The organism is Pseudomonas sp. NPDC078700, assembly GCF_044542375.1.
Classification (GTDB): domain Bacteria; phylum Pseudomonadota; class Gammaproteobacteria; order Pseudomonadales; family Pseudomonadaceae; genus Aquipseudomonas.
Map to the genome: position 1 here is coordinate 60,272 of NZ_JBITUI010000006.1, position 26,610 is coordinate 86,881.

Annotated in this window: 21 protein-coding genes; 14 read left to right on the plus strand and 7 right to left on the minus strand. The window is 53.9% G+C overall.

The annotated features are described in order from the left end of the window. Window positions 1-143 precede the first annotated feature (143 nt). The 3 genes from ACIGCM_RS19165 to ACIGCM_RS19175 all read left to right on the plus strand — a co-directional run bounded on the left by ACIGCM_RS19165 (window position 144) and on the right by ACIGCM_RS19175 (window position 2,094). Complete coding sequence (locus ACIGCM_RS19165; RefSeq protein ID WP_397503644.1) at window positions 144-1,022, plus strand: NAD(P)-dependent oxidoreductase; 879 nt, start codon at window positions 144-146, stop codon at window positions 1,020-1,022. A gap of 166 nt (window positions 1,023-1,188) precedes the next feature. Then, window positions 1,189-1,449 carry a YkgJ family cysteine cluster protein gene (locus ACIGCM_RS19170; protein WP_397503645.1) on the plus strand — a complete coding sequence of 87 codons (261 nt, stop codon included), beginning with the start codon at window positions 1,189-1,191 and terminating at the stop codon, window positions 1,447-1,449. A gap of 36 nt (window positions 1,450-1,485) precedes the next feature. After that, entirely contained in the window at window positions 1,486-2,094 is a 609-nt protein-coding gene (locus tag ACIGCM_RS19175) for an START domain-containing protein (protein WP_397503646.1), read from the plus strand. 119 nt (window positions 2,095-2,213) lie between these two features. Here ACIGCM_RS19175 and gltA read toward each other — a convergent pair whose 3' ends face one another. Further along, window positions 2,214-3,488 carry a citrate synthase gene (gene gltA / locus ACIGCM_RS19180; RefSeq protein ID WP_397503647.1) on the minus strand — a complete coding sequence of 425 codons (1,275 nt, stop codon included), beginning with the start codon at window positions 3,486-3,488 and terminating at the stop codon, window positions 2,214-2,216. 352 nt (window positions 3,489-3,840) lie between these two features. On the opposite strand from gltA, the gene sdhC reads away from it, so the two are divergent. From sdhC to sucD, 9 genes are all read left to right on the plus strand, one after another. After that, window positions 3,841-4,227, plus strand: coding sequence for a succinate dehydrogenase, cytochrome b556 subunit (sdhC, locus tag ACIGCM_RS19185; protein WP_397503816.1), 387 nt, complete (start codon window positions 3,841-3,843; stop codon window positions 4,225-4,227). Beyond that, the gene (gene sdhD, locus ACIGCM_RS19190) at window positions 4,221-4,589 is read left to right on the plus strand and encodes a succinate dehydrogenase, hydrophobic membrane anchor protein (RefSeq protein ID WP_339516961.1); all 369 of its coding nucleotides are present in this window, start codon (window positions 4,221-4,223) and stop codon (window positions 4,587-4,589) included. Before sdhC ends, sdhD begins: the two co-directional genes overlap by 7 nt. Before the next feature lie 3 nt (window positions 4,590-4,592). Beyond that, window positions 4,593-6,362: a succinate dehydrogenase flavoprotein subunit gene (sdhA, locus tag ACIGCM_RS19195; protein ID WP_397503648.1), complete on the plus strand. Its 1,770-nt coding sequence runs from the start codon at window positions 4,593-4,595 to the stop codon at window positions 6,360-6,362. An 11-nt stretch (window positions 6,363-6,373) separates the two neighbouring features. Next, window positions 6,374-7,078: a succinate dehydrogenase iron-sulfur subunit gene (locus ACIGCM_RS19200; RefSeq protein ID WP_397503649.1), complete on the plus strand. Its 705-nt coding sequence runs from the start codon at window positions 6,374-6,376 to the stop codon at window positions 7,076-7,078. A 254-nt stretch (window positions 7,079-7,332) separates the two neighbouring features. Beyond that, window positions 7,333-10,164, plus strand: coding sequence for a 2-oxoglutarate dehydrogenase E1 component (locus ACIGCM_RS19205; RefSeq protein ID WP_397503650.1), 2,832 nt, complete (start codon window positions 7,333-7,335; stop codon window positions 10,162-10,164). A 66-nt stretch (window positions 10,165-10,230) separates the two neighbouring features. Further along, window positions 10,231-11,448, plus strand: coding sequence for a 2-oxoglutarate dehydrogenase complex dihydrolipoyllysine-residue succinyltransferase (gene odhB / locus ACIGCM_RS19210; RefSeq protein WP_397503651.1), 1,218 nt, complete (start codon window positions 10,231-10,233; stop codon window positions 11,446-11,448). A gap of 64 nt (window positions 11,449-11,512) precedes the next feature. Beyond that, window positions 11,513-12,949 (plus strand): dihydrolipoyl dehydrogenase, encoded by a 1,437-nt coding sequence (gene lpdA / locus ACIGCM_RS19215; RefSeq protein WP_397503652.1) that lies wholly within the window; start codon window positions 11,513-11,515, stop codon window positions 12,947-12,949. A gap of 201 nt (window positions 12,950-13,150) precedes the next feature. Further along, window positions 13,151-14,317, plus strand: a complete 1,167-nt coding sequence (gene sucC / locus ACIGCM_RS19220; protein WP_397503653.1) for an ADP-forming succinate--CoA ligase subunit beta — start codon at window positions 13,151-13,153, stop codon at window positions 14,315-14,317. Continuing rightward, on the plus strand, window positions 14,317-15,204 hold the full coding sequence (sucD, locus tag ACIGCM_RS19225; RefSeq protein ID WP_397503654.1) for a succinate--CoA ligase subunit alpha: 888 nt from the start codon (window positions 14,317-14,319) through the stop codon (window positions 15,202-15,204). The genes sucC and sucD overlap by 1 nt, the downstream gene beginning before the upstream one ends. Window positions 15,205-15,469: 265 nt before the next feature. Here the strand turns inward: sucD and ACIGCM_RS19230 are convergent, their stop codons facing one another. Continuing rightward, window positions 15,470-17,059, minus strand: a complete 1,590-nt coding sequence (locus ACIGCM_RS19230) for an ABC-F family ATPase (RefSeq protein WP_397503655.1) — start codon at window positions 17,057-17,059, stop codon at window positions 15,470-15,472. Window positions 17,060-17,396: 337 nt separating this feature from the next. Beyond that, window positions 17,397-18,395, minus strand: a complete 999-nt coding sequence (locus tag ACIGCM_RS19235; RefSeq protein WP_397503656.1) for an alpha/beta hydrolase — start codon at window positions 18,393-18,395, stop codon at window positions 17,397-17,399. A 236-nt stretch (window positions 18,396-18,631) separates the two neighbouring features. Here ACIGCM_RS19235 and ACIGCM_RS19240 point away from each other — a divergent pair, with 236 nt between their 5' ends. After that, on the plus strand, window positions 18,632-19,810 hold the full coding sequence (locus ACIGCM_RS19240; RefSeq protein ID WP_397503657.1) for an MFS transporter: 1,179 nt from the start codon (window positions 18,632-18,634) through the stop codon (window positions 19,808-19,810). 73 nt (window positions 19,811-19,883) lie between these two features. Here the strand turns inward: ACIGCM_RS19240 and ACIGCM_RS19245 are convergent, their stop codons facing one another. The 3 genes from ACIGCM_RS19245 to ACIGCM_RS19255 are packed head-to-tail and all read right to left on the minus strand — an operon-like array spanning window position 19,884 to window position 23,080. Then, window positions 19,884-21,428 (minus strand): MDR family MFS transporter, encoded by a 1,545-nt coding sequence (locus ACIGCM_RS19245; RefSeq protein ID WP_397503658.1) that lies wholly within the window; start codon window positions 21,426-21,428, stop codon window positions 19,884-19,886. Beyond that, window positions 21,421-22,626, minus strand: coding sequence for an HlyD family secretion protein (locus tag ACIGCM_RS19250; protein ID WP_397503659.1), 1,206 nt, complete (start codon window positions 22,624-22,626; stop codon window positions 21,421-21,423). Before ACIGCM_RS19250 ends, ACIGCM_RS19245 begins: the two co-directional genes overlap by 8 nt. Continuing rightward, on the minus strand, window positions 22,616-23,080 hold the full coding sequence (locus tag ACIGCM_RS19255; RefSeq protein ID WP_397503660.1) for a MarR family winged helix-turn-helix transcriptional regulator: 465 nt from the start codon (window positions 23,078-23,080) through the stop codon (window positions 22,616-22,618). Before ACIGCM_RS19255 ends, ACIGCM_RS19250 begins: the two co-directional genes overlap by 11 nt. 331 nt (window positions 23,081-23,411) lie before the next feature. Here ACIGCM_RS19255 and ACIGCM_RS19260 point away from each other — a divergent pair, with 331 nt between their 5' ends. After that, a complete protein-coding gene (locus tag ACIGCM_RS19260; RefSeq protein WP_397503661.1) occupies window positions 23,412-23,807 on the plus strand; it encodes a DUF1090 domain-containing protein in 396 nt (131 codons plus the stop codon). A 76-nt stretch (window positions 23,808-23,883) separates the two neighbouring features. On the opposite strand, the gene ACIGCM_RS19265 is transcribed toward ACIGCM_RS19260, so the two are convergent. Beyond that, on the minus strand, window positions 23,884-26,502 hold the full coding sequence (locus ACIGCM_RS19265) for a LuxR C-terminal-related transcriptional regulator (RefSeq protein ID WP_397503662.1): 2,619 nt from the start codon (window positions 26,500-26,502) through the stop codon (window positions 23,884-23,886). Window positions 26,503-26,610: the final 108 nt, after the last annotated feature.

Genomic DNA, 26,610 nt, shown 5'->3' on the forward strand with positions numbered 1-26,610 from the left:
GGCTCTCCATGAGCTTGCGAATCGATGCTCGCACTGTAGGCGACGTATATTAGGTTTTAGGACAATAGCGCCAGTATGCAAGTGCCCAACTATTACGACAAAGCGCATGTTAGGCTGCTGGTAAATCAATCTGGAGGTATCAAATGGCCAATGTAGCCTTTATTGGATTGGGTGTTATGGGTTATCCCATGGCAGGACATTTAGCACGAGACGGGCATCAAGTCTGTGTCTATAACCGCTCTGCGGCAAAAGCCAAGCAGTGGGTTGATGAGTACGCAGGTGAGTGTGCAGCGACACCCCGTGAGGCCGCGCAAGGGGCGGACTTGGTAATGGTGTGCGTCGGCAATGACGATGACTTGCGCAGCGTTGTGCTGGGTGACGATGGCGCGTTAGCAGGCATGCAGGCAGGGAGCATACTGGTTGATCACACCACGGCCTCGGCAACTGTTGCTCGCGAGCTTGCAGCAGCTGCGCTGGAGCGCTCGGTTGGTTTTCTTGATGCGCCGGTTTCGGGTGGTCAGGCGGGCGCACAGAATGGCGTGCTGACAGTGATGGTCGGTGGTGAGCAGGGCGATTTCGATAAAGCGCAGCCTGTGATCGATGCGTACGCAAAAATGGTCCGCCTGATGGGGCCGGCTGGCAGCGGCCAACTGACCAAGATGGTCAATCAAATTTGTATTGGTGGCCTGGTTCAAGGTTTGTCTGAGGCGCTGCATTTTGCTCAGTGTGCCGGGCTCGACGGCATTGCTGCTATGGAGGTTATCAGCAAGGGTGCTGCCCAGTCATGGCAGCTTGAGAACCGCCATAAAGCCATGCTCGAGGGTGAATTTGACTTTGGTTTTGCAGTCGATTGGATGCGCAAAGATTTATCCATCCTGCTCACCGAGGCGCGTAGCAATGGCGCGCAGCTACCCGTTACTGCGCTGGTCGATCAGTTCTATGCTGATGTTCAGGCGGCAGGCGGTGGTCGCTGGGATACCTCCAGTTTGATCTCGCGGCTGAAGCCGACAAAGAACTCCTGAGTTCTTTTGTTGCCTTAACAATCAGGTGTCGCGAATTTCCTGCGACCTCTGATTGTGCAATGACAGGTAGCGACGAGTTGGTTGTTTAGGTGCTGCTAATCTTAGCTGTTTGCAGGTAAAATCGGCGATATGCTGTGATTGTGCTTATTGGGGGCGTGTACGGATCATGAAATGCCGAGCTGGCTGTGGCGCTTGCTGCATCTCACCTTCAATCAGTTCTCCGATTCCGGGTATGCCCAACGGCAAGCCGGCTGGAGTGCGCTGCATTCAGTTGGATGAGACTAATTTTTGCATGATCTTCGGTCAGCCCGAGCGGCCATTGGTCTGTTCTGCATTCGCTGCAGATGTTGAGGTGTGCGGTGACACTCAGGAAGATGCAATCCGCTTAATTGCCTGGCTGGAAGGTACGACTGCCGCGGCGGGTTAAGTAATTAATTTACCAGCAGGCACAAGCCTGGGAGAGATGATGGCTCTATTGACACGGTTACTGTTGGGTGGCGTTGCTGTATTGGCGGTTAATGCTGCGCATGCGCAAGACTGGAATCTGGTGAAGGATGAGGATGGCATCAAGATTTACCTGAGTGATGTAGCAGGCTCTGAATACAAGGCCTACCGTGGTGTAACCACCATCAAGTCTGATGTGTCGACACTGCTTAAGTTGCAGAACGATGCGGCAGGTTCTTGCGCATGGATTCATGAGTGCAAAACGCAAAAAGTCCTTAAGCAAGAGGGAGATAAGGCTTGGACTTATGCTCAGTTCAACACGCCTTGGCCTGTCACGCCGCGCGACTCGGTAATGGAAGTGATGACTAAACAAGGCGCTGATGGCGGAGCAACTCGCTTAATGCACGGGGTGCCGAGCTATGTACCCGAAGAAAAAGGTTTTGTCAGAGTTAGCGAGTTAGAGGGAAGTTGGGTGTTTACCCCGAAGGCAGCAGGCGAAGTTGAAGTCGTCTATGAAGTGCACACCGAGCCGGGCGGTAGTGTGCCGTCGTGGTTAGCCAACAAATTTGTTGTTGATGCGCCATTTAACACCCTGAAAAACTACCGCGAACTGGCCGAGAAAAAATAGTTCGAGTGCCGAAGTTGTTCGCCGTACGCACAGGAAGGCGTGTCTAGCGCGATCAACCTTGTATAAAAAAGGCTGCCAATTGGCAGCCTTTTTTGCGTTATCAAATTAGCCTTGGTGGCTTATTTCTTGATGTCACGCTGCTTTTCGCCGGTGTACAGCTGGCGTGGACGGCCAATTTTGTACGGGCTTTCAAGCATTTCTTTCCAGTGCGAGATCCAGCCAACAGTGCGTGCCAGTGCGAAAATCACTGTGAACATGCTGGTTGGAATACCGATCGCTTTCAAGATGATGCCCGAATAAAAGTCTACGTTCGGGTACAGCGAGCGTTCGATAAAGTATGGATCGGTCAGTGCGATCTCTTCGAGACGCATGGCCAGTTCCAGCTGTGGATCATTGGTGATACCCAGCTCTTTAAGCACTTCATCGCACGTCTGCTTCATCACAGTAGCGCGTGGGTCGCGGTTTTTGTATACGCGGTGACCAAAGCCCATCAGCTTGAATGGGTCTTCTTTGTCCTTGGCTTTAGCGATAAAGGTATCGATGTTGGAAACATCGCCAATTTCATCAAGCATGCTCAGTACAGCTTCGTTAGCGCCACCGTGAGCAGGGCCCCAAAGTGCGGCGATACCAGCTGCGATACAGGCAAATGGGTTGGCGCCAGAGGAGCCAGCCAGGCGCACGGTCGAAGTCGAAGCGTTCTGCTCATGGTCAGCGTGAAGGATAAAGATTTTATCCATCGCTTTGGCCAGAACCGGGCTGATCGGCTTAATTTCGCAAGGCGTGTTAAACATCATATGCAGGAAGTTTTCAGCGTAATTCAGGTCATTACGCGGGTACATCATAGGCTGGCCCATGGAGTACTTGTAGGTCATCGCTGCAAGGGTTGGCATCTTGGAGATCAGGCGCATGGCCGATACTTCGCGGTGATGCGGGTTCTTGATGTCCAGTGAGTCGTGATAGAAGGCGGAGAGGGCACCGACCACGCCACACATGATGGCCATTGGGTGTGCGTCACGACGGAAACCGTTGAAGAAGGTCTTCAGCTGTTCGTGAACCATGGTGTGGTTCTTGATGGTGCTTACAAATTGAGCTTTTTGTGCTTCATCCGGCATTTCGCCGTTCAGCAGCAGGTAGCAAGTTTCCAGATAGTCAGCTTTCTCAGCGAGCTGTTCAATCGGGTAGCCGCGATGCAGCAGAATGCCTTGGTCACCATCAATGTAGGTGATTTGCGACTCGCAAGACGCGGTGGACATGAAGCCTGGATCAAAAGTGAAGCGGCCCGTGGCTGTTAAGCCTCTTACATCGATTACATCGGGACCAACGGTGCCGGTTAAAATAGGCAGTTCGACGGGGGCATCACCCTCGATGACCAACTGCGCTTTTTTGTCAGCCATGTGTGGCCTCCTAGTTATGCTTGATATCATCAGACAGCCCCCCACGCAGGGCCCGCACCACTATAGTGGGATAAATTCTAAAGTCAATTTGCGAAAACACTATGGGGTAGAGCCTGTGGGCAGCTGATTATTAAGGATAAGTTGCGCTTTTACGTGATTTAAATAATCCGCGCAATCTGCACTAAGGTATAGGCAGGTCCGTTGTCATTAGTAACCTAACTGTCTATACTCTGCGGCCAACCACTAAGGGCTTTTGGCCCTGTATCTGGTGGTTTTCACTCCTTGGGTGATGGGTACCTGACCAGTGCACCTCCCGACAACTTTGCCCTGCAACTTCGGGGCTCTCAGTGTGATAAAAAAAGCCGTGAATAGCCAACGACCTGTAAACCTAGACCTTAGGACTATCAAGCTCCCAATCACCGCTTACACGTCCATTCTTCACCGTATTTCCGGTGTCATCCTCTTTGTCGGCATTGCCGTGCTGCTTTATGCGCTCGACAAGTCGCTTGCTTCAGAGGAAGGCTTTGCCGAGGTGAAAGAATGTTTGACTAGCCCTGTGGCTAAGTTTGTGATTTGGGCATTGTTGTCCGCCTTGCTGTACCACCTGGTGGCTGGCGTACGCCACATCATCATGGACATGGGTATCGGTGAATCGCTTGAGGGCGGTGCATTGGGCTCGAAAATCGTACTCGCTGTTGCAGCGGTCGTGATTCTGCTGCTGGGGGTATGGATATGGTAACCAACGTCACTAACTTGTCGCGTTCTGGTCTCTATGACTGGATGGCACAGCGTGTTTCAGCTGTCGTTCTCGCGGCCTATGTGCTGTTTTTGCTGGGTTATGTGATCGCCCATCCTGGTATGGGTTATGCCGACTGGCATGGTTTGTTCTCCAATCAAGCAATGCGCATCTTCAGCTTGCTGACTTTAGTTTCACTCAGCGTTCACGCCTGGGTTGGTATGTGGACAATCTCCACTGACTACCTGACCAATATGGCGATCGGTAAGTGGGCTACAGCCGTGCGTTTTCTGTTCCAGGCAGCGTGTGGCATCGCCATGTTCGCGTTTTTCGTCTGGGGCGTGCAGATTCTTTGGGGTATCTGATCCATGACTATTCGTACACTTTCTTATGACGCCATCATCATTGGTGGCGGCGGTGCAGGCATGCGTGCCGCGCTGCAGCTGGCTCAAGGCGGTCACAAAACCGCAGTCGTCACCAAGGTATTCCCAACGCGTTCGCACACAGTATCTGCCCAAGGCGGAATTACTTGTGCAATCGCCTCTGCCGATCCGAACGATGATTGGCGCTGGCACATGTACGATACCGTTAAAGGTTCCGACTACATCGGTGACCAAGACGCTATCGAGTACATGTGTTCCGTAGGCCCGGAAGCGGTTTTCGAGCTTGAGCACATGGGTTTGCCGTTCTCGCGTACCGAGCAAGGCCGCATCTACCAGCGTCCATTCGGTGGCCAGTCCAAGGACTTCGGTAAGGGCGGTCAGGCTGCCCGTACGTGCGCCGCGGCTGACCGTACGGGTCACGCTCTGCTGCACACCCTTTATCAGGGCAACCTGAAAGCCGGTACTTCGTTCCTTAACGAATGGTATGCAGTTGACCTGGTTAAGAACCAAGACGGCGTAATCGTCGGTGTAATCGCTATCTGCCTTGAAGACGGTGAGACGGTTTATATCCGTGCTAAGGCCGTTGTTCTGGCAACTGGCGGCGCGGGTCGCATCTACTCGTCTACCACTAACGCCTTGATCAACACCGGTGACGGTATTGGTATGGCGCTGCGTGCAGGTGTTCCGGTTCAGGACATCGAAATGTGGCAGTTCCACCCGACCGGTATTGCCGGCGCCGGTGTACTGGTAACCGAAGGTTGCCGTGGTGAAGGTGGTTACCTGATCAACAAGCACGGCGAGCGTTTCATGGAGCGTTATGCGCCGAACGCTAAAGACCTTGCTGGTCGTGACGTGGTTGCGCGTTCGATGGTTAAAGAGATTATTGCCGGTAACGGCTGTGGTCCTGATGGCGATCACGTAATGCTGAAGATGGATCACCTGGGCGAAGACGTCCTGTTGAGCCGTCTGCCTGGCATCGTTGAGCTGTCGAAAACCTTCGCCCACGTTGACCCAGCTGTAACGCCTATTCCAGTTGTTCCGACTTGCCACTATATGATGGGCGGCGTTGCCACCAACATCCATGGTCAGGCAATTACTCAGGACGAAAACGGCAACGACAAGATCATCGAAGGTCTGTTCGCTGTAGGTGAAGTAGCCTGCGTATCGGTTCACGGTGCAAACCGTCTGGGCGGCAACTCGCTGCTCGACTTGGTGGTATTCGGTCGTGCGGCTGGCCTGCACCTCGAGAAATCGCTTAAAGAAGGCGTTGAACACCGCAATGCGAGCGCCACTGATATCGATCAGTCGCTTAGCCGTCTGGCGGGTGTTAACGAACGCACCACCGGTGAAGACGTTGCTCCACTGCGTAAAGAACTGCAAAGCTGCATGCAGAACTACTTCGGTGTATTCCGTACTGGTGAATACATGCAGAAGGGTATTACCCAGCTGGCTGACCTGCGTGAGCGGATCGCTACTGTTAAGATCGCGGACAAGAGCCAGGCGTTCAACACTGCGCGTATCGAAGCTTTGGAACTGCAAAACCTTCTCGAAGTTGCTGAAGCGACCGCGATTGCTGCTGAGACTCGTAAAGAATCTCGTGGTGCTCACGCCCGTGAAGACTTCGAAGATCGTGACGACGAAAACTGGCTGTGCCATTCCCTGTACTTCCCAGGCGATAAGCGCGTGACCAAGCGTGCCGTTAACTTCTCTCCGAAGACAGTTCCGACCTTTGAACCTAAGATCCGGACTTACTAAGGGTGGCTGATATGTTGCAAGTAAGTGTTTATCGCTATAACCCTGAGAGCGACTCTGCGCCGTTCATGCAGGAATTCCAGATCGATACCGGCGGCAAGGACATCATGGTTCTTGACGTCCTGGCGCTGGTAAAAGAGCAAGACGAAGGTTTCTCCTACCGTCGTTCTTGCCGTGAGGGCGTGTGTGGCTCTGACGGCATGAACATCAATGGCAAGAATGGCCTGGCTTGCATCACACCGTTGTCGGCTGTGGTGAAAAACAACAAGCTGGTGATCCGTCCTTTGCCTGGTTTACCAGTCATTCGTGACCTGGTAGTCGATATGAGCATCTTCTATAAGCAGTACGAGAAGATTCAGCCGTTTTTGCAGAACGATACGCCAACGCCGGCTATCGAGCGTCTGCAGTCACCGGAAGAGCGTGAGAAGCTTGATGGTCTGTACGAGTGCATTCTGTGCGCTTGCTGCTCGACCAGCTGCCCATCGTTCTGGTGGAACCCTGATAAGTTCCTCGGTCCTGCTGCACTGCTGCAAGCTTATCGTTTCCTGGCTGATAGCCGTGACACGAAAACAGTTGAACGTTTGTCTGCATTGGATGATCCATTCAGTGTGTTCCGCTGCCGTAGCATCATGAACTGCGTAAGCGTTTGCCCTAAGGGTTTGAACCCGACCAAGGCAATCGGCCACATTCGCGGCATGCTGTTGCAAAGCGGTACTTGATACACCGTTTTCTGCTAGACCTGTAACGCCTGCGGTATCGTGTGTGATGCGATATCGCAGTTTTAGCCAGAATCGCAGCCCACAAAGCCGTGGTTCTACTTTGAAATATTATGACGACCAAGCAGGGGCATCTGGGCCGGAGCCCGGACTATCTGCGGGATCTGTGGTGGCTTTACCGAGGTCGCTGGATCATGACTTCGAAAGCCCACGCGGTTTCTTCGCCGATGGTGTCCCCTAACCGAGGGTGACCAAGCATGCAAGAAAGCGTGATGCAGCGCATGTGGGACAGCGCCCACCTATCCGGTGGAAATGCTGCCTATGTGGAAGAGCTCTATGAGCTTTACCTGCACGATCCCAACGCTGTGCCAGAAGAATGGCGCACTTACTTCCAGAAGTTACCGGCCGATGGTGGCGCCACAACAGACGTATCGCATTCCACGATTCGCGACCATTTCGTGCTGCTCGCTAAAAACAAAGCACGTGCGCAACCGGTTTCTGCCGGTAGCGTCAGCAGCGAGCACGAAAAGAAGCAAGTCGAAGTACTGCGTCTGATTCAGGCCTACCGCATGCGTGGTCATCAGGCTGCGCAGCTTGATCCGCTAGGTCTCTGGCAGCGTCCGCTGCCGGCTGATCTGTCGATCAATCACTACAGCCTGACTGACGCTGACATGGACACCACGTTCCGCACGGGTGGTCTGGTCATCGGCAAGGAAGAGGCGAGTCTGCGTGAAATTCTCGAAGCGTTGCAGCAGACATATTGCCGCACCATTGGCGCAGAATTCACTCACATCGTCGATTCCGAACAGCGCAGCTGGTTCCAGCAGCGTCTGGAAAGCGTTCGTGGTCGTCCACAATACTCCGCAGAAGTGCAGGGGCATGTGCTTGAGCGCCTGACTGCCGCTGAAGGTCTTGAAAAGTACCTGGGCACCAAATACCCAGGCACCAAGCGCTTTGGTTTGGAAGGTGGCGAGAGCTTGATCCCGTTGCTCGATGAAATCATCCAGCGCAGCGGCTCTTACGGCACCAAAGAAATTGTCATCGGCATGGCCCACCGTGGTCGCCTCAACGTACTGGTCAACACGTTCGGCAAGAACCCGCGTGACCTGTTCGATGAGTTCGAAGGCAAGAAAACCGAAGGCTTGAGCTCGGGTGACGTTAAATACCACCAGGGTTTCTCCTCGAACGTGATGACTGCCGGTGGCGAAGTCCACTTGGCGCTGGCGTTCAACCCGTCGCACCTTGAAATCGTTTCTCCGGTGGTTGAGGGCTCTGTTCGTGCCCGTCAAGATCGCCGTAATGACAACGTAGGCGATAAGGTCCTGCCAATTTCCATCCACGGTGATGCTGCATTTGCAGGTCAGGGTGTGGTCATGGAAACCTTCCAGATGTCGCAAACGCGCGGCTTCAAGACGGGCGGCACCATCCATATCGTCATCAACAACCAAGTTGGTTTCACCATCAGCCGTGCAGACGATGCTCGTTCCACTGAGTACTGCACTGATGTGGCGAAAATGATCCAGGCGCCGATCTTCCACGTTAATGGTGATGATCCGGAAGCTGTGTTGTTTGTCACTCAGATGGCTGTTGATTACCGCATGCAGTACAAGCGCGATGTGGTGATCGACCTGGTTTGCTACCGTCGTCGCGGTCACAACGAAGCCGATGAGCCGAATGGCACCCAGCCGCTGATGTACCAGCAGATCGCCAAGCAGCGCACCACGCGTGAGCTGTACGCTGAGAAGCTGATCGGTGCGTCGAGTCAGACCGCCGAAGATGTTCAGGCCAAGAGCGATGAGTACCGCACCGCATTGGACAATGGCCAGCACGTTGTTAAGAGCTTGGTTAAAGAGCCTAACAAAGAGCTGTTTGTTGACTGGCGTCCGTATCTGGGCCACGCCTGGACTGCGCGTCATGACACTCGCTTTGACCTGAAGACCCTGCAAGAACTGTCGAGCAAAGTACTGGAAACGCCAGATGGCTTTGTGGTTCAGCGTCAGGTGTCGAAGATTTACGAAGACCGTCAGAAGATGACCGCCGGTGCGTTGCCGATCAACTGGGGTTATGCCGAAACCATGGCATACGCAACCCTGTTGTTTGAAGGCCATCCAATTCGCATCACGGGTCAAGACGTAGGTCGCGGTACGTTCTCGCACCGCCATGCCGTTCTGCACAACCAGAAAGACGGCGCCACCTATGTACCGCTGCAGAAGCTGTATGACGATCAGCCAGATTTCGATCTGTATGACTCGTTCCTGTCTGAAGAAGCGGTGCTTGCCTTCGAATACGGCTACTCGACCACCACGCCAAATGGCTTGGTGATCTGGGAAGCACAATTCGGTGACTTCGCTAACGGTGCTCAGGTTGTATTTGACCAGTTCATCTCCAGTGGCGAAACCAAGTGGGGCCGTCTCTGCGGTCTGACTATGCTATTGCCGCATGGTTATGAAGGGCAGGGGCCAGAGCACTCCTCGGCGCGTTTGGAGCGTTATCTGCAACTTTGTGCTGAGCACAACATGCAGGTCTGCGTACCGACCACACCGGCTCAGATCTACCACTTGCTGCGTCGTCAGGTGATCCGCCCTCTGCGCAAGCCATTGGTCGTATTGACGCCGAAGTCGCTGTTGCGCCACAAATTGGCAATCTCGACGCTTGAAGATTTGGCTGAAGGCTCGTTCCAAACGGTTATTCCTGAGGTCGATGCAATCGATCCGAAGAAAGTCGACCGTGTGGTGATGTGCAGCGGCAAGGTCTACTACGACTTGCTCGAAAAGCGTCGCGCTGAAGGCTTGAACAACATTGCTATCGTACGCCTCGAACAGCTTTATCCGTTCCCAGAAGAAGATCTGACTGAGACTCTTGCTGTTTATAAGAATCTCAAGCACATCGTCTGGTGTCAGGAAGAGCCGATGAACCAAGGTGCCTGGTATTGCAGCCAGCATCACATGCGCCGTGTTGTCACTGCGCATAAGAAAACCCTGGTTCTTGAGTATGCCGGCCGTGAAGGCTCAGCATCTCCAGCATGCGGTTATGCATCGTTGCACGCCGAGCAGCAGGAAAAACTGCTGCAAGACGCTTTCACTGTTTAACGCCTGAGCGCAAGAGGCGGCCTGAGTGGGCCGCCTCGTTGAAAACCGAATTTAAGGACACACACAATGGCTATCGATATTAATGCCCCAACTTTCCCGGAATCGGTTGCTGACGGTACCGTTGCTACTTGGCACAAAAAGCCGGGCGACGCAGTCAAGCGCGATGAGCTGATTGTTGACATCGAGACTGACAAAGTTGTTATCGAAGTGTTGGCTGAAGCCGACGGCGTGATCGCTGAAATCGTTAAAAACGAAGGCGACACCGTACTGAGCAACGAACTGCTGGGCCGCCTGACTGAAGGCGCTGCTGGCGCTACTCCAGCCGCTGCTTCTGCACCTGCTGCAAAAGAAGAGGCACCTGCTGCTGCACCTGCTGGCGGTGATGACGATCAAATCCTTTCGCCTGCTGCTCGCAAGCTGGCTGAAGAAAACGGCATCAACCCGAACAGCATCAAGGGCTCGGGCAAAGGCGGTCGCGTCACTAAAGAAGACGTTGTTGCAGCTGTTGAAGCCAAGAAAAACGCACCTGCCGCTAAGCCAGCTGCTGCCGCTGCTAGCGCTCCAGTAATGGCTGTTGGCGATCGTGTTGAGAAGCGCGTGCCGATGACCCGTCTGCGTGCCAAAGTTGCTGAGCGTCTGGTTGAAGCTCAGTCGAACATGGCCATGCTGACTACCTTCAACGAAGTCGACATGACTGAAGTCATGGCGCTGCGTTCGAAGTACAAAGACCTGTTCGAGAAGTCGCACAACGGCGTACGTCTGGGCTTTATGTCGTTCTTCGTTAAGGCTGCGACTGAAGCACTCAAGCGCTACCCGGCGGTGAACGCCTCGATCGATGGTTCTGACATCGTTTACCACGGCTACGCTGACGTTGGCGTTGCTGTATCGAGCGACCGTGGTCTGGTTGTACCGGTACTGCGTAACGCTGAATCGATGAGCCTGGCTGAAATCGAAAATGGCATCGCGACCTTCGGTAAGAAAGCGCGCGACGGCAAGCTGTCGATCGACGAAATGACTGGCGGTACCTTCACCATCACTAACGGTGGTACTTTCGGTTCGATGATGTCGACGCCGATTGTCAACCCGCCGCAAGCTGCTATCTTGGGTATGCACAACATTCTGCAGCGCCCAATGGCAATTAATGGTCAGGTTGTTATTCGTCCTATGATGTACTTGGCGCTGTCTTACGATCACCGCCTGATCGATGGAAAGGAAGCCGTGACCTTCCTGGTGACCATCAAGAACCTGCTGGAAGATCCTGCGCGCCTGCTGCTGGATATCTAAACCCAGTTTCTCCCTCGGCGGCTCCCACAAGGAGCCGTCCGGTCTATTTGAGAAGGAATTAGTAATGTCTCAGAAATTCGACGTGGTAGTCATCGGTGCCGGCCCTGGCGGTTATGTAGCTGCAATCAAGGCAGCACAGCTGGGCTTGAAGACTGCCTGTATCGAGAAGTACCAGGATAAAGCTGGCAAGATCGCACTTGGCGGCACCTGCTTGAACGTTGGTTGCATTCCTTCAAAAGCACTGCTTGACAGCTCGTGGAAATATCACGAGGCTCAGGAAGGCTTTGCTGTCCACGGTATCACTGCCAAAGGCGTGACCATGGATGTGCCAGCCATGGTTGGCCGCAAGGACACCATCGTTAAGAACCTGACTGGCGGCGTTGCGACGCTGTTCAAAGCCAACGGCGTTACGCTGCTGGAAGGCCACGGCAAACTGCTGTCTGGCAAGCAAGTTGAAGTGACTGCCCAAGACGGCACCACTCAGGTTTTTGAAGCCGGTAGCGTGATCATCGCTTCGGGCTCCAAGCCAATCGACATTCCACCAGCTCCGGTTGACCAGGACGTTATCGTCGATTCCACTGGTGCTCTGGATTTCCAAGCCGTACCTAAGACGCTGGGCGTGATTGGCGCAGGCGTTATTGGTCTGGAACTGGGTTCGGTATGGTCGCGCCTGGGTTCGCAAGTGACTGTTATCGAAGCTCAGGACAAGTTCCTGCCAGCGGCTGATGATCAGATCTCTAAAGAAGCCATGAAGACCCTGACCAAACAAGGTCTGAAAATTCTGCTGGGCGCACGCCTGACAGCTTCTGAAGTTAAGAAGAAGCAAGTCACCGTGAGCTTCACTGACGCCGACGGCGAGCAGAAAATGACGTTTGACAAGCTGATCGTAGCGGTCGGCCGTCGTCCGGTGACCACTGAGTTGCTGGCTGCTGACAGCGGCGTTGACATGGATGAGCGCGGTTTCATCTTCGTCAACGACCAGTGCGAAACCAGCGTTCCAGGCGTTTACGCCATTGGTGACGTGGTTCGCGGTGCAATGCTCGCGCACAAAGCCTCGGAAGAGGGCGTGATGGTTGCCGAGCGTATCGCCGGTCACAAAGCGCAAATGAATTATGACTTGATCCCTTCGGTTATTTACACTCACCCGGAAATCGCATGGGTTGGTAAAACCGAGCAGCAGCTTAAGGCTGACGGCGTTGCTGTTAACGTGGGTACGTTCCCATTCGCGGCCAGCGGTCGTGCAATGGCTGCCAACGATACTGGCGGTATGGTTAAAGTTATTGCTGATGCCAAGACTGATCGCGTGTTGGGCGTTCATGTTATTGGCCCGAGCGCTGCTGAGTTGGTTCAGCAGGGCGCAATCGGCATGGAATTCGGCACCAGTGCCGAAGATCTAGGGATGATGGTGTTCTCGCACCCAACCCTTTCCGAAGCGTTGCACGAAGCGGCGTTGGCAGTGAATGGCGGCGCTATTCACATCGCTAATCGCAAAAAACGCTGAGAAACTGACTATTAACCGCTGCGCTTGCCTAAACAGCAGGCACAGCGGTTACTGGACAAAAAGAACCACGACTACGGCCCGTGTTTAGCTTTGCTTAAGCGCGGAATGTAAGTCGGACTGCTCAAGATGGCGGTCACAGGTGGTGCGGCATTAAATTGCAGCACCGAATGCGCAATACCCAAACGAAGACGGTAGACAAGCATGAATCTCCACGAGTATCAGGGTAAGCAGCTTTTCGCTGAGTACGGCCTGCCCGTATCCCAAGGCTACGCAGTAGACACCCCAGAAGAAGCCGCAGAAGCTTGCGACAAAATTGGTGGCAGCGAGTGGGTTGTTAAAGCCCAAGTTCACGCTGGCGGCCGTGGTAAAGCGGGCGGCGTAAAGCTGGTCAAGAGCAAAGAAGATGCTAAGGCATTCGCAGCCAACTGGCTGGGCAAGCGTCTGGTAACTTATCAAACTGACGCTAACGGTCAGCCGGTAAGCAAGATCTTGGTTGAATCCTGCACTGACATCGCCAAGGAACTGTACCTGGGCGCTGTAGTTGATCGTTCGACTCGTCGTATCGTGTTCATGGCGTCCACCGAAGGTGGCGTAGACATCGAGAAAGTTGCACACGACACCCCTGAGAAAATCCTCAAGGCAACAATCGATCCACTGGTTGGCGCTCAGCCATTCCAAGGTCGCGAGTTGGCTTTCCAGTTGGGTCTTGAAGGTAATCAGATCAAGCAATTCACTCAGATCTTCGTCGGTCTGGCCAAGCTGTTCCAAGACTATGACTTGGCTCTGCTGGAAGTGAACCCGCTGGTCATCAAAGCTGACGGCAACCTGCACTGCCTGGACGCCAAGATCAACATCGACAGCAACGCCATGTACCGCCAGCCTAAGCTGCGCGCTATGCATGACCCGTCGCAGGACGATCCGCGCGAAGCCCACGCTGCCAAGTTCGAACTGAACTACGTCGCCCTTGAAGGTAACATCGGCTGCATGGTCAACGGTGCTGGCCTGGCCATGGGTACCATGGACATCGTCAACCTGCACGGCGGTCAGCCAGCTAACTTCCTGGACGTTGGCGGCGGCGCAACCAAAGAACGCGTTACCGAAGCGTTCAAAATCATCCTCTCGGATGACAATGTTAAAGCCGTTCTGGTTAACATTTTCGGCGGTATCGTTCGTTGCGACATGATTGCTGAAGGCATCATCGGCGCAGTGAAAGAAGTCGGCGTTAAAATTCCGGTTGTTGTTCGCCTTGAAGGTAACAACGCTGAGCTGGGCGCTAAAGTCCTGGCAGAAAGTGGCCTGAACATCATCGCGGCAACTAGCTTGACCGACGCTGCTCAGCAAGTCGTCAAAGCTGCGGAGGGCAAGTAATGAGCGTCCTGATCAATAAAGACACCAAAGTAATCTGCCAGGGCTTCACTGGCTCGCAGGGTACCTTCCACTCCGAACAAGCGATTGCCTACGGCACTCAAATGGTCGGCGGTGTAACACCAGGCAAAGGTGGTACTACTCACCTGGGTCTGCCAGTGTTCAACACTGTTCAAGAAGCTGTAGACACCACTGGCGCTACTGCCAGCGTTATCTACGTACCGGCTCCATTCTGCAAGGACTCGATCCTGGAAGCAGCAATGGGCGGTATCAAGCTGATCGTTTGCATTACCGAAGGTATTGCAACTATCGACATGCTTGAAGCCAAAGTTAAGTGTGATGAACTGGGTGTGGTCCTGATCGGCCCTAACTGCCCAGGCGTTATCACGCCGGGCGAGTGCAAGATCGGCATCATGCCAGGTCACATCCACTTGCCAGGCAAAGTAGGCATCGTGTCGCGTTCCGGCACCCTGACTTACGAAGCTGTTAAGCAGACCACTGACGCCGGTTTCGGTCAGTCGACTTGCGTAGGTATCGGTGGTGACCCGATCCCAGGTTCTAACTTCATCGACATCCTGAAATTGTTCCAGGAAGATCCTAAGACCGAAGCGATCGTTATGATCGGTGAGATCGGCGGTTCGGCTGAAGAAGAAGCTGCTGCTTACATCAAAGCCAACGTGACTAAGCCTGTTGTTTCCTACATCGCTGGTGTTACCGCTCCTGCGGGCAAGCGTATGGGTCACGCCGGTGCAATCATCTCTGGCGGCAAGGGCACTGCAGACGAGAAGTTTGCTGCTCTGCAAGACGCAGGCGTTAAAACCGTGCGTTCCCTGGCTGACATCGGCAAAGCCTTGGCTGAGCTGACCGGCTGGGAAGTTAAAAAGGCTTAATCGCTTTTTTGCTTGAAAAGAGGCCACCTTCGGGTGGCTTTTTTTTCTTCAAAATTTAGTAGGGAGGCTGACGCTGTTTATGCCGCTATTAAACGCTGCAAGGTGATTGCATGAACCCTGGTAGACGCTTTTCCTTCCACCATTGCAGGCTGCATACAACTGGGATTCTGGTTTGTCTTCGAGTCTTACCGAGCTTGAATGCTTACCCTACGCCAAATAAAAAGCCCGCAGCTGAGTGCGGGCTTTTGGCCGTGGAGCAGGGCGCTTAAACGATAACGCCTTGGCTGCGCAGGTAGTCATCGTAGGTGCCGCTAAAGTCGGTCACGCCGCTGTCGGTCAGTTCGATGATGCGGGTGGCCAGCGAGCCCACAAACTCACGGTCGTGGCTGACAAAGATCAGCGTGCCCGGGTAGTTTTCCAGCGCCAGGTTCAGGGCTTCGATGGATTCCATGTCCAAGTGGTTGGTCGGTTCGTCCATGATCAGCACGTTAGGCTTGTTCAGGATCAGCTTGCCGAACAGCATACGGCCTTGCTCTCCACCGGAGATGACCTTGACTGACTTGAGGATGTCATCGTTGGAGAACAGCATACGGCCCAGTGTGCCGCGTACCAACTGCTCGCCGCCCTGAGTCCACTGACCCATCCACTCGAACAGGGTTTGATCGTCTTCAAAGTCGTGGGCGTGGTCCTGGGCGTAGTAACCCAGTTCAGCACTTTCAGTCCATTTCACCGAGCCCGCATCCGGGGTCAGTTCGCCCATAAGGGTACGAAGCAGGGTGGTTTTACCGATGCCGTTGGGGCCGATAATTGCTACGCGCTCGCCAGCCTCAACGGTAAAGCTGAAGTTCTTGAACAGCGCTTTGCCGTCAAAGCCCTTGGCCATGTGTTCAACAGTCACTGCTTGGCGATGCAGCTTTTTGGTCTGCTCAAAGCGAATAAACGGGCTGATACGGCTCGATGGCTTAACCTCTGCCAGCTGAATCTTGTCGATTTGCTTAGCCCGTGACGTGGCTTGCTTGGCTTTCGAGGCGTTGGCCGAGAAGCGGCTGACGAAGCTCTGCAGCTCACTGATTTGTGCTTTCTTCTTGGCGTTGTCCGACAGTAACTGCTCGCGGGACTGAGTGGCCGCGGTCATGTACTCATCATAGTTACCCGGGAACAGGCGCAACTCGCCGTAATCCAAGTCGGCCATGTGCGTGCATACGCTGTTGAGGAAGTGACGGTCGTGGGAAATGATGATCATGGTGCTGTTACGTGCCGTGAGAATGTTTTCCAGCCAGCGGATGGTGTTGATATCCAGGTGGTTGGTCGGTTCGTCGAGCAGCAACACGTCTGGATCAGAGAACAGCGCCTGAGCCAGCAATACGCGCAGCTTCCAGCCTGGAGCGACTTCACTCATCGGGCCAAAATGTTGGGCTAACGGAATGCCCAAGCCCAGCAGCAGCTCACCGGCGCGGGATTCAGCGGTATAGCCGTCCATCTCTGCGAATTCGGTTTCCAGCTCGGCTACAGCCATGCCGTCTTCTTCAGTCATTTCTGCCAGCGAGTAAATACGGTCGCGCTCAGCCTTGACCTTCCACAATTCGCCGTGACCCATGATCACGGTATCGATCACATTGAAGTCTTCGTAGGCGAATTGATCCTGACGTAGCTTACCCAGGCGCACATTGGGCTCAAGCATCACCTGGCCACCCGACGGCTCGAGATCGTCACCGAGAATCTTCATGAAGGTCGACTTGCCGCAACCATTGGCGCCGATCAGGCCATAGCGGTTGCCGTTCCCGAATTTTACGGAAACGTTTTCGAACAGTGGCTTTGCGCCGAACTGCATGGTGATGTTAGCGGTGGAGATCAAAGGACTTACCTATCAATAACTTAAGAGTGTCTGGATTGGCCTGATATCCATTTGATATCAAACTGTAGCCTATCCAGTCAGCTCCAATCGGAGCTTGAGTCGATCTAGCGTGCATACCTAAAGCGCAGCTTCGGCACGGATGGCCGAGCTGCTGGGATATGAATGCGGGGGTTGATGCCAGACATTTCGTCTATTGTCGCATAGCTGAGACTACAGTTGTACGGTGGCCGATAACTGATGACGCGTGTTTTACTGGCTTAAAGCCAGTCCAGTGCATTTATAAGCCCATTTGGGTGGGAATCTGTAATCGCGTGACAGACTGGTGGGACATTATTTGTCACTCAGTGGGCGCTTTCTGCGATGCCTTAATCTGAGCGTTAATCCACCCTCGGCTGTAGGCAAGCACCCGGTTTGCAAAGGCGATGGGGAAGTGGATGAAGCCGTGGGGCGTAGCGGGCACCAAGTACACTTGAACTGGCGCAGACTTCATCCAGCGCTCGGCAATATCAAGGGTGTCATCCTTGAGCGGATCCAATTCGCCGACAAACATCAGTGCCGGTGGAAAATCGCTAAAGTCGCCATAAAGTGGCGACAAAGGTGGCTGCGCGCGTTGTTGGTCACTTAGGCCAGGTGTCAGCATACGCAGGGCCTCAACCATGCCCGGGCCATCCAGCACTAATGTTTCATGGGGGGCTGAGCGGACACTGGGGGTTCCGGCCAGGTCGTAGACACCGTAATACAACAGCGCGCCACTGACCCGTTTAAGCAGTTGCGGCCATTGCTTGAGCATCAGCAACGTTGCTGCACCCAAGTGAGCCCCGGCTGATTCACCAACCATGATGACGGGTAAATTAGCGAACTCATTTGTGTTGCTATCCAGCAGCCAGCGAGCGGCAGTCAAACAGTCTTGCAGCAGGCCTTCTAGTGGCGTTGAAACGGCAAGGCGATAATCGACAGATATTACGGTTACCTGACACTCATTGACCATGGCAATGTTGAAGTTATCGTTCATCTGCGCATTGCCTATTACCCATCCGCCGCCATGGAAGTCCAGCACAACCCCTTTCGTCACACCTACTGGCCTGATGATTCTTAACGGCACAGACACATCGCCCACCCGAATCACTTGTGTTTCAGCCTTGAGACCATGTTTGCGCAACTTAACTTCGCCGCCGATTTGACTGGCGCGCAACAGCGTCTGAATTACACGGGGCATAAGGCGATTGCGAATTCGAAAGCGTGGCAACCAAGCGAGCTTCTTGTTGAAGTCCCGGGCTTGTTGCAAGTCATGTTCACTGGCAGGCCAAATCGCTTTTTGACGTTCTTTGGAATTCATCAGTTGTCCTTAGCTCAGGGTGCGCTTCAAACTTATGCCGTCTCTATTGAACTGGACGTACGATGATCTGAAAAGTTTAGATCGCAGGTTAGGCAACAAGGTTGCGGGTGATTACCGACTTGTATCCCAGTCTTTGCTAGTGCCAGTTAGATGCTCACAACAAACCACTGGCCAGTTTTGATTAATATCGGTTTGACGATGTTAGGGTGGCGGCCTAATTGCTGCCAGAGTCTTCCATGAGTAACCGTACTAAACTGCCCGCGACTGTCTATCTCCTAGGTTTGACCATCTTTTCGTTGGTCACTGCTGAGTTTATGGTTGCTGGAATGATGCCAGCCTTGGCCGATGCGTTTTCGGTAAGCCTTGCCCAGGTGGGCAATCTAATCGCGCTCTATGCAGTGGGCATGGCCCTGGGGGGACCGCCTGTTACGGTGTTGCTGCTGGCTCGACGTGTCAGTAACAAACGCGCGCTTGTTTGGTTGCTGGCACTTTATGTTGCAGCTGGGGTTGCGGCTGCCTCTGCGCCGAGTTATCTGGTATTGGCAATTGCACGGGTGGTGATGGGCGTGGCGAGCGCTGGGTGTATCGGTTTATGTATGACCATCTGCGCCGGGTTGGTTGCGCCAACAGTGCGCGCCCGGGCCGTTTCGGTGGTGCTGGCCGGTCTGATGCTTTCGCCAGTGGCGGGCGTGCCCGTAACGGCTTGGGTCGAGCAGCACTTTGGTTGGCGTGCTAGCGCATGGTTGGTTGTAGCGCTGGCAATGCTGTGCACTGCTTTGGCGGCTAGGCGTCTGCCTGAGAGCGAACCCGGTGCTGAGCCTGCCCTTGCGCAACAGTGGCACATCATGAGCAATAGTCGTCTATGGGCGGCCTATCTGACGAGCGGTTTGATCATCGGTTCTGCATTCGCTGCCTTTAGCTATTGTGCACCGATATTGATTGAGGAAGTGGGGGTAAAACCGAACCATGTCGCGCCATTGCTCGCCCTGTACGGGATCGCCAATTTGCTGGGCAATATGTTTGTCGGGCGGATTGCCGATCGCCATACCATCGCAGCTCTCGGCTGGGGGTTGGCATTATTGGTCATGGCGTTGGGTGGCTTCGCCATGGCAGGAGATCTGCGCTGGCTGAATATTGGCTGTTTTCTTGCGATCGGCTTTACCGGCGTGGCGCTGAATCCAGCGATGGCGGCGCGAGTAATGAAAGCCGCCGAGCCCACTGCACTGGTCAATGCCTTGCACACCTCAGTGATAACTGCTGGTCTAGCCGTTGGTAGTTGGGCTGGAGGCGCTGCCATAGATCAGGGTTATGGATTGCGCGGACCGCTGTGGGTAGGGGCGGCCATGGCGCTGTTGGGCTTGCTGAGTTTGTGGCGTCCAGTGGTTCTTCGCCGAAAGGTTGAGTCGTGTGCTTAAAACCACGGCAGATTGATTTCGGTTGATTGCAGACTGCAAGATCACTATCAAACCCTGCACTATATTTGCCTGTTTATTCAAGCACAGGTCCATGGTTACTGATTGGGGGTGATGCCTGTGGTGTTTTAATCAGCACCAGCAAGGGCATCACGGCCAGAGACAAGATCATCAACAGCTTGAAATCGTCGATATAGGCGATCCAACTCGATTGCGTGTTGATCATGCCATCGAGCATTGCCCGGCCACTGGCAGTCATTGGATTGAGCATATCGCTGATTGGCCATGCATCGAACAACCGGTTGAACGCAGTAACATGAGCACCAATCTCGGCATGGTTGACCTGAGTGTTCTGCACCAGTAGCACTGTGACAATTGAAATGCCGACGCTGGAACCCACATTGCGCGACAAGCTGTATAGGCCCGTACCGTCGGCCCGCAGCGCGCTTGGCAGGGTGGCAAACGCAATAGTCGACAACGGCACAAACAGCAAGCCCAGACTGGCCCCCTGAATAAAACCGACACAGATGATGGTTTGCATGGACACGTCGGGCGTCCAGCCGGTCATCAGCCACATGGAGCCTGCAGACAGCGCCAAGCCCCAAAACAGCAGCCAACGGGTGTCGACTTTACCAACCAGGTGCCCGGCTAGGTACATGGTTAACATGGTGCCCATGCCCCGCGGCCCCATAGCCAACCCCGCTTTGAGCACGGGGTAGCCCATCAGGCTCTGAAGGTAAGGTGTCATCAGCGCCAAAGAGGCTAAATAGGTGATGCCGATAATAAAGATAAACACAATGCTAAGGCTGAAATTGCGATCTTTAAACAGCTGGAGGCTGATAAATGGATCTTTGTCGGTGAAGGTGTGGACGAGAAATACATAAGCGGCTGACACAGCGACCACGGCTTCGAGGGTAATTTCGAGTGAATCAAACCAACCCAGCTGTTCACCCCGATCCAAGAATAACTGCATCGCCATAATGGCCACGCTGAGGGAGCCAAAGCCCAGCCAATCGAGGCGTGAGTTTTTATCGACAGGCGTTTCCTGGACATAGCGGATGATGCCGAGAAACGCCAGCATGCCGATCGGCAGATTAATGAAGAACACCCAACGCCAGCTGAAATTCTCGGTCAGCCAGCCGCCGAGCATCGGCCCGAGAACGGGGCCGACCATCACCGAAACGCCATAGAGCGCCATGGCTGAACCGCGCTCTTTGAGTGAGTAGATGTCTAGCAAAATGCCTTGAGACAGAGGCACGAGCGCTGCACCAGCCAAGCCCTGCATGAGCCGGAAGGCGATGATTTCCCCAAGTGACTGGGCAATGCCACATAGCACCGATGATAAAACGAAGCCGACAATCGACCAGAGCAGCACAGTCTTGCGACCAAAGCGTCGGGCAAGAAATGCCGAGGGCGGTGTCATGATGGCGGCGGCGACAATGTATGAGGTAAGTACCCAGTTGATCTGATCTGCACTGGCTGACACGCTACCCTGCATATACGGCAAGGCAACGTTAGCGATGGTGGTGTCCAGTGCCTGCATGATGACTGAAAGGACCACACAGGCAGTGATCATCAACCGCTCGGTGGAAGGTGGCATTACCCTGTCGGTGTCACTCATTTGCTTGCGCTTTGCCGATCCACAGGCTGCTTAGCAACTCCGGCACGCCTCGGGCGTGGCCGGTGTCGATACCTGCTTCCACGCTCATGCCGTGGCGCAAGGGTGGTTTGCCTGAGGCATCGTCAATGCGGATGCGTACCGGAATGCGCTGCACCACTTTCACCCAGTTGCCGGTGGTGTTTTGCGCAGGCAGCAGCGAAAAGCTAGAACTGGACGCCGGGCTGATACTGTCCACTGTGCCATGCCAGGTGACGCCGGGATACGCGTCAACGTTAATGACCACCGGTTGTCCGGGCTGCATATGGGTAAGCTCGGTTTCTTTCGGCGACGCGGCTACCCATACATGCTCGGTAGATATCAGGCTAAAGCCCGACTGCGGCGGTTGCAGATAGGCACCTGCGGCCAATGAGTCAACATGGGTGACTATGCCTGCAAAGGGCGCTACCACGACTGAGTTTTTCAGGTTGCGCTGAGCTTCATCGACTTTCGCTTGGGCCTGCATATAGCGAGGTTGTTGCTCCAGCGGCAGGTCGACATTACCGCTCAATTGCGCCAGTGTGGCCTGTGCTTGGGCCTTAGCCACTGCGACCTTTTGCTGGGTGGTTTGTAGGTTGTGCTTGGCATCGTCGTACTGGGTTTTGGAAACCGCCGATATGCTTACCAAGGTATTCAGGCGCGCCAGATTCTTTTCGTAATAGGGGATTTCTGATTGCGCTTGGGTTATTTCAGCCTGAGCCTGCGCATAGCTGGCTTTGTAGTTCATTAGCTGGTTACGCACCTCTCCCAACTGGGCCTCTGCGTTTTTCAAGGCGATTTCAAAGGGTTCGGGGCGCAAGCGAAACAACACCTGTCCCTTGCTGACCAGCTGGTTATCCGTGACTTCCACAGCTTCAACAATCCCGGCTACATCAGTGGAAACCCCCACATGGTCTGCCTGAATATAAGCATTGTCAGTGCTAATGACCTGGCCACCCAGAACATACAAGGCACCCAAAGCCAGCAGGGTAATGGGCAGTAAGAGAAACAGACCGCGCCGCATGTTTAGCCGTGACGCTGAGGGCTCGGGCAGTGTATTGGCAGGTCCTGAGCTGATCGGTTGCTGGGCTGTTGCTGCGCAGACCTGCGGCTCGGAGAGTGGAGCATTTTCAAGGTGCTTTGCTTGTGTTTGGTGAGTTTGCGCGCTCGCCTCAGGCATCATCTGCACCCTCCGTCTCAACGGGTTGAGAGCAGGCATGCAGCAAGTTGTCGCGCATACGCGTTAGAACTTGCTCAAGTTGCACGCTTTCTTCTGCAGAGAAATCACTCATGGTTTCGGCGCGAGTCTGCTCACCCAGCGTTCGCATCACTTGCAGCAGCGGGTGGGATTGTGGTGTGAGGTAGAGCAAGGTCATGCGCCGGTCAGTTGGGTGAGGACGGCGCTCAAGCAGGCCACGCTCCTGCATCTTATCGAGCAGACGTACCAGGGTGATCGATTCGATTTCCAACAGGTCAGCCAAGCCTTTCTGGTGGATGCCCTCATTCATTGCCAGCTTGGACAACACTTGCCACTGCGAACGGGTCAGGCCGACTTTTCGGGCGCGCTGTTCAAAGCGCTTGCGCATAAGGCGTGCAACGTCATGCAGGATAAAACCTAGGGTGGGTTTAATTGTCATTGTTATCACCAAAAATACATAAGCATGCTTATGATAATTTGGCTTATTGAAAGTGTGCTACTGATATTTTCAACAGCTATTTGTGGGTATCAGGAGGGCAGTTACGCATGCTTGATCCCTAGCTGGCAGTTAGCGCTAGTCCATCTGAAACTTCACCAGTAAGGGAGGAGCTCTATTGAGGGCCTGATTTTTCAACTCAAACACCTGTTGAAACAGGCTGCCATAATGAGTCTTAGCTTTCGTTGCCCATTACTGACTATTGCTTGCTAGGATTAATACTAAGGACACGGCACTTGAGCCGATGGCTGCAGTTTTTGAATTAGGAATTTTTATGAAAACCTTTACACCCTTGGTCGTGTTTACGCTTTGCAGCGTACTCTCGGCTCCATTGTGGGCCGCTGAGCCACCTAAGACTTTGACTGGCTGCGCGGCCAAGAAGCAAGACATCCAGAAGCAGATTGAATTTGCCAAAGCTCACGGCAATAGCGATCAGCAAGCGGGGCTTGAAAAGGCGCTCAGTGAAGTCAATGAGCATTGCACCGATGATTCATTGAAGAAGGATCGGGAAAAAGACGTCCTTGATGCCAAGCACGAAGTGAGTGAACGCGAAGCAGATCTGGATAAAGCCATGAAGAAGGGCGATATCGACAAGATCAATAAGCGCAAAGAAAAGCTCGCCGAGTCGCGCAAGGAGTTGCAGGAGGCCTTGCAGGAACTAGATAAATAGTCGACCTGCTCTAATCGCGCTTGCGGCTTGGTTGCACTGAAAACGCAGGGCATTATCACCCTGCGTTTCCGCGTGCTTAGGTGATAAGCCCCTGTTCTTTGGCCAGGGCAACAGCGTGGGTTCGTCGTTGTACGCCAAGTTTGGTATTGATTCGCCGTGCATGGGATTTCACTGTGTGCAGGGAGATAAACAAGGCTTCGGCGACCTGCTGATTTGAGTAGCCTTTGGATATTAAACTCAAGACAGCCACTTCACGCTTGCTAAGAGTGTGTTTAGTCGAAGCCAGATCATTTGCTGGCTTGGCACGGGTAGCGAGTAGTTTTTGTCGCAAAAAAACCAACCCCTCATGCCGCAATAACAACTGGTCAAGCCATTCGGGCTGACGCTTTTGCAGCGCTTGGACAGGACTGATCTGTTGCTGACGCTGAGCGTTTAACAACGCTGCGCAGAGGTGTGTTTCGGCACTTTCTTGTGCGCCGCTGCTATCTAGCAACTCGGCTAGGCACAACTGTATTTGCGTGACCAAGTTCAGATGCCCAGTGCGTTGGCAGTCATGTAATAGCTGCTCCAGTTCTGCCTGGGCGAGCTCAGGGCTATCCAGATCAATGTCTATTTTCGCTGAGCATAAGCGTGTTCGTAGAAGCAGGTCATAAAACCCGGATGGGAGTAATAAATGATTGTCTTCAAGTTGCTGACGAATCACCAAAACGCTTTTGCGGGCGTTGTGGGTGTCACCCTTGAGCCGGCAAAGTTCTGCTTGCGCTAAGCGCAGTGCCCAAGAGTAACGAACCTCGGGGATGCGGTGCTGTTGCATGTAGCGCTCGGCCTGTTCCAGCAACTGCTCGGCAAGTTTTAAGTGACCGTTTTCAGCTTCCAGTTCAGCGAGAACCAAGAAGCCAAATAGCTGGTAGGCGTCTTCGCAGCTTTGCGCTTCGTTAATGCCTTCATTGAGTGCGGATTTTGCGGCCTCAGGCTCGCCACTACTTGCTAGGATACTGCCACGTAAAAGCTGTAACCTCGCATAGACGGGCCCCTGCAAATTGGCACCGTGCATGAGTGCGAGGGCTTGCTCAGCCTTTGCTAACGCGATTTGGCATTCGCCGAGCATCGCAAGTTGATGAATATGATCAATGCTCAGTAATGTCTCGAATAGAATATTTCCGTGCTGTTGCGAGAGGCGTAACCCCTCTTGGCAATACTCTTGCGCTAGCGTCAGGTTCATCTCTGCCGCCGCCTGCTGGCTAAGCGCCTGATAGCATAAAATCTGCTGTGACCATGCTGCCTCATTAAGCACGTCCAAGGCTTCAAGGCAGTTTAGCCGGGCAGTTGCTAGCCCGTACTGACGCTGCATAACGCCTATGAGTACCTGATATTGCGCCAGTAGTTGCTGTTGGCGCACAGCAGTGGGTTGCGGCAGAAAACGACCAAGGCCGGCAATACAGTCTTCTACTTCATCCAAGCGTGTACAGATGATCAGTGCCCATGCCTGCAGAATGACCAAGCGCGGTGTGCTGGCAAACAGGCTGGCGGGTAATTCATCGCGCCAATGCAAAAACTGCGTCACGCTTTGCCCGATCAGCAGTTGGTCTTCACCGTAGCGCTGCAAGTAGTTGGCGGCAGTCTCAGGTTGATCTGCCCATAGCGCATGCTCTACAGCTTCGCGTATTGCACCCTGTTGGGCGAACCACTGACAGGCGAGAATATGGGTGTGATTAAGTGTTTGCTCAGACGCAAACTGTTTGAGCACGTGGCTCAGAGGTCGTGATAAGCGATACCAAGTGCCTTCATCTTCCACGGCGCATATAAACATCTGGCGTTGGCAGAGCTGCTCCAGCACTTGAGGCCCATATTTATCTTCAAGCAGGTGTTTGCACAATGCTGAAGAAAACCGCGGCAGGTGGGCGAGCAACAGCAGGGCTTCATACATGTCTGGCGCAAGCTCACTTAAAACTTCACGCTCGACGTATTCCTGCATCAATGGTGAATCACGGTCCAATAGGGGAGCGAGGTTCGTGGTGTTTTGATTCATCAGCTTGAAGCAAATATCAGCCAGCCAACCTTCGCTTTGATAGTGCAACCTTGCCATTTGCTCGTTTGATAATTGCATGTGGCGTTGTTGCAGAAAATCAGCCAGTTCGAGTTCGTTGAGCGCTAGTGCTTTAGCGTCCAGCTCAACACGCCCACCTTGGAGCAGTAGGCGGGGCAAGTTCCAGGCGGGGAGGCGGCGGCCGGCGATCCACCAATGCAAGGAGTCAGGAGAGCGTTCGAGTAAAAAATCAATACAGGCATCTAGGGCGAAATTCGGTTGTCTGGGATAGTCGTCCAGAATAATCCAAACCGATTGCTGGGATAGCCGGGCCAGTAAAAAGCTAAGTTCGTTTTGCGGCGTGTCTTGACCGTAGGGTAATTGCAGCGCCGCAGCAAAACGCTCAAGAAAATCGGCAGGGCTCAGAGGGTGGCCCAGAAGGTCCAACCAGACTATTCGGGTTGTCGGGCCTGCTCGGCGAGCGCATTCATTGAGCAGGACACTCTTGCCAAAACCGGCTGGCGCACAAATAAGTCTGACTCGATTTTCCTCAGCTAACAGCTTGCTGGTCAATCGTGGCCTGGCGAGGTGCTGAGTGGGCATGCGTGGCAATGCAGCATTGGCAACTCGAAGACGAGCCCCAGGTAGAGCACGAACATTGTCGTGCATAATGAGTCCTCACTGTGTCAGTGCCTTGTATCTACTGAGCTCACCGCTTGGGTACGAGCCAGATAGGGCAAAAAGGCGACCCAAGGGTCGCCTCATCCAAGGTTCAGC